This window comes from Kitasatospora sp. NPDC004289, from assembly GCF_053602875.1.
In genome coordinates this window covers 1-3,023 of record NZ_JBSGEL010000170.1, presented here as the reverse complement: position 1 = coordinate 3,023, position 3,023 = coordinate 1, and the positions used below count along the sequence as shown (strand labels likewise).

General features: G+C 73.5%; 4 protein-coding genes. All 4 read right to left on the bottom strand.

Features of this window, described 5'->3' with window-relative positions; genetic code table 11:
• Positions 1-133 precede the first annotated feature (133 nt).
• On the bottom strand, positions 134-1,186 hold the full coding sequence (locus ACWEPF_RS39785) for a PadR family transcriptional regulator (RefSeq protein ID WP_452176514.1): 1,053 nt from the start codon (positions 1,184-1,186) through the stop codon (positions 134-136).
• Between the two features lies 1 nt (position 1,187).
• Positions 1,188-2,105, bottom strand: a complete 918-nt coding sequence (locus ACWEPF_RS39780) for a DUF4097 family beta strand repeat-containing protein (RefSeq protein WP_452176513.1) — start codon at positions 2,103-2,105, stop codon at positions 1,188-1,190.
• A 197-nt stretch (positions 2,106-2,302) separates the two neighbouring features.
• On the bottom strand, positions 2,303-2,482 hold the full coding sequence (locus ACWEPF_RS39775; protein WP_345290039.1) for a DUF6104 family protein: 180 nt from the start codon (positions 2,480-2,482) through the stop codon (positions 2,303-2,305).
• Between the two features lie 44 nt (positions 2,483-2,526).
• The coding region (locus ACWEPF_RS39770) for a hypothetical protein (protein ID WP_452176512.1) at positions 2,527-3,023 on the bottom strand (497 nt) is incomplete at its 5' end.

The following is a 3,023-nucleotide window of genomic DNA, read 5'->3' as shown; positions in this document are numbered from 1 at the left end:
ACCCGTGTGCCGGGTACGGACACTCACGTGCAAGTGGCTCTCCGTACCCGGCACACGGGTCTGCTTCTTCCGTCTCGCGCAGTTCCTCGCGCCCCTGACCGCCCTCCGGGCGCCCTGGCGGGCCTCCGGGCGGTCAGCCGCGACGGCGCAGCCGTTCGGCGGCGGCCGCCAGGGTGGCCTGGGCGTCGGCGAGGCCGGCCCGGGTGACGCCGTGGTCGCGGGCGGCGTCGCGGACCTGGTCGCGGAAGCGGTCCAGCAGGCGCTCCAGCTCGCGGGCCGGATCGCCGGCCGGGTCGGTGACCGCCCAGCCGGGCAGGTCGGCGGGCTTCTCGGTGGTCCGCTCCGTGCTCCGGTCCTTGTCGAAGTCGACCCGGGAGACCTTGATGTCCTCGGCGACGGAGGTGGCGCCCCACTTGGCGGCGTCGGCCAGGCCGGAGAGCGAGCGGGTGATCTCGGACAGGCCCTCGGCCAGGCCGGTGGACCAGTCACCGCGCGAGGCGGCCTCCTTGACGTGCTGCTCGACCCGGCGCTTGATCCGCAGCGCCTCCTGCTGGGCGGCCGTCCGGGAGGCCTTGGCCTCCTCGCGCAGCCGACGGGCCTCCGCCTCGGCGGCCTTGGCCTGCTGCTTGGCGGCCCGTTCCTGCTCCTTGGCGCGCTTGGCCTGCTCCTTGGCCTCGGCCTTGAACTGGGCGAACTCCTGCTTGGCGCGCTGCCAGGACTCCTTCTCGCCCCAGGGCCCGGCCCACGGGTCGGTGCGGGGCCCGTCCTCGCCGGCCTCCCCGTCGGGACCCGCGGACTTCGGCGCGCCCTTGGCCGCGCCCCAGATCTCCTCGCGCAGGTCCTTGGCGGTGTCCCGGACGTCCTCGCGGATCGCCCCGGCCAGCTGGGCCACCGAGTCCCGGATCTCCACCTCCAGCTCGGCCAGCTCGGCCTGACGGGCCGCCAGCTCGGTGCGTCCGGCCTCGGTCAGCCGGTACACCTTGCGGCCGCCCTCGGTGCTCTGGGTGACCAGGCCCTCCTGCTCCAGCTTGGCCAGCCGGGGGTAGACGGTGCCGGCCGAGGGCGCGTACAGGCCCTGGAAGCGCTCCTCCAGCAGGCGGATCACCTCGTAGCCGTGGCGCGGGGACTCGTCCAGCAGCTTGAGCAGGTACAGGCGCAGACGGCCGTGGCCGAAGACGGGGGTCATGTCAGCCCTCCTGGGCGGTGTCGTCGGTGGCCGGGGCGTCGGCGGGGGCGGCGGGCAGCTCCTTGGTGAAGCGCACCTGGCCGTCCTCGGTCTCGGGGCGGCGCAGCACGGTGACCGCGCCGGAGACGGTGTTCACCTGGAGCCGGCCGGTGCCGGAGCCGAGCTGGCCGGAGAGCTTGCGGGTGCCCCAGCTGCCGCCGACGGTCAACTCCTCGAAGGTGCTGGAGAGTTCGCCGCCGGTGGTGCCGGCCTCCACCTTGGCGTCGGCCTGCGAGGGCAGCCGGACGGCGACCGGGCCGCTGACCGTGGCCACGTGCAGGTCGGTCGGGGTGGTGGCGTCCAGGTCCAGGGTGACGGAGCCGCTGACCGACTTGGCGTGCAGCTTCTCGCCACTGCCGGCCACCACGGTGAGGTGCCCGGAGACGGTGTGGACCTTCAGCTCGCCGGCCACCGACTGGGCGTTGACGTCGCCGGTCACCGAGTTCACGTCGGCCCGGCCGCGCAGGCCGACCAGGGTGGTCTCGCCGCTGGCGCCCTGCACGCCGACCCGGCCGGCCACGCCGGAGACGGTGGTGTCGGCGGAGACCGAGCCGACCTTCACCTCGGCGGCGGCCGGGACGGTCAGCGAGACCACCGCGCGGCGCTTGCGGCGCAGGCCCTCGAAGAAGCTCTTCACCTTCTCGACCGACTTGGCCGACTCCGTCAGCTCGCTCCAGGAGAGGTCCTTGTAGGTGACCGTGAGGACGCCGTCCTCCAGCGAGACCAGCAGCGGGTCTCCCTCGAGCTCGGTGACCTCCAGGCGGGCCGGGCCCTCGGCGGCGACCACGTTCACCGCGCCGGCCACCACCCGGACCTGGAGCACGTTCACCGGCTCCTCGAAGCTGATCTTCTCCGGCCCCTCGACCGTCCACTTGCCCATGGTTCCGTCCCGCCTCCCGTTGTCGGATACGCGATGTATCGCGTCCCCCTGAACAACACGATATATCGCGTGGAAGTGAAGTCAAGGACGCCCCGGGCGGTCTCAGGGGCTTCTCGGGGTTCACCCCGAGGAAGCGCTACGGGCCCGGACGGCCGTAGCCGTCCGGGCCCGTAGGGGTCCCGCTGGAGACCCGCGGGTCAGTCCTCGTCCTCGTCGTCGAGCCGGGCCAGCCAGGTGGCCAGCCGCTCGACCGGGACCTCGAAGTCCGGGTTGAGGTCGACGAACTCGCGCAGCCGGTCGGCCAGCCACTCGAAGCTGACCTCCTCCTCGCCGCGACGGTTCTGCAGCTCCTCGATGCCTCGGTCGGTGAAGTACACGCTCTGCTCCGGTCGCTCGTGGTGTGACCGGGACAGGATAGTCCTCAGCCCTGGTGCCGGTAGTAGGTGACCGAGCAGGTGGCCATGCCGTCGGTGTCGCCCAGCGCCACCGTGCGCAGCACCGCGACCGAGCCGGTCTCCCGGTCCCGCACGCAGAACGACCGGCCGGCCGGCACCTGCTCGAACTTCACCGGCCCGGTGCCCGGTGCGCTCTCGATCCCGGCCACGCAGGCCAGGACGGTCAGCCGGGCACCGTCGTGCGGCAGGTAGACGTCCGAGCCGGAGCTCACCCGGAACTCCGGGCCCGCGGTGGAGACCGCCCAGGAGGAGGAGCTGGCCGGGACCACGGTGCCGTCGTTCAGGTCGAAGTCGAAGGAGCCGTTCGGCGGGATGGTCAACTGCCGGTCCCGGTAACCGATCCGGAACGGACCGGTGGGCTCGTCCGGATCCGGCCAGAGCGCGACCGCGCCCAGCAGCACCGCCGCCAGGGCCACCGAGCCGACCAGCAGCGCCCGGCGGCGGCCGGACGCCGCCCGGGGCG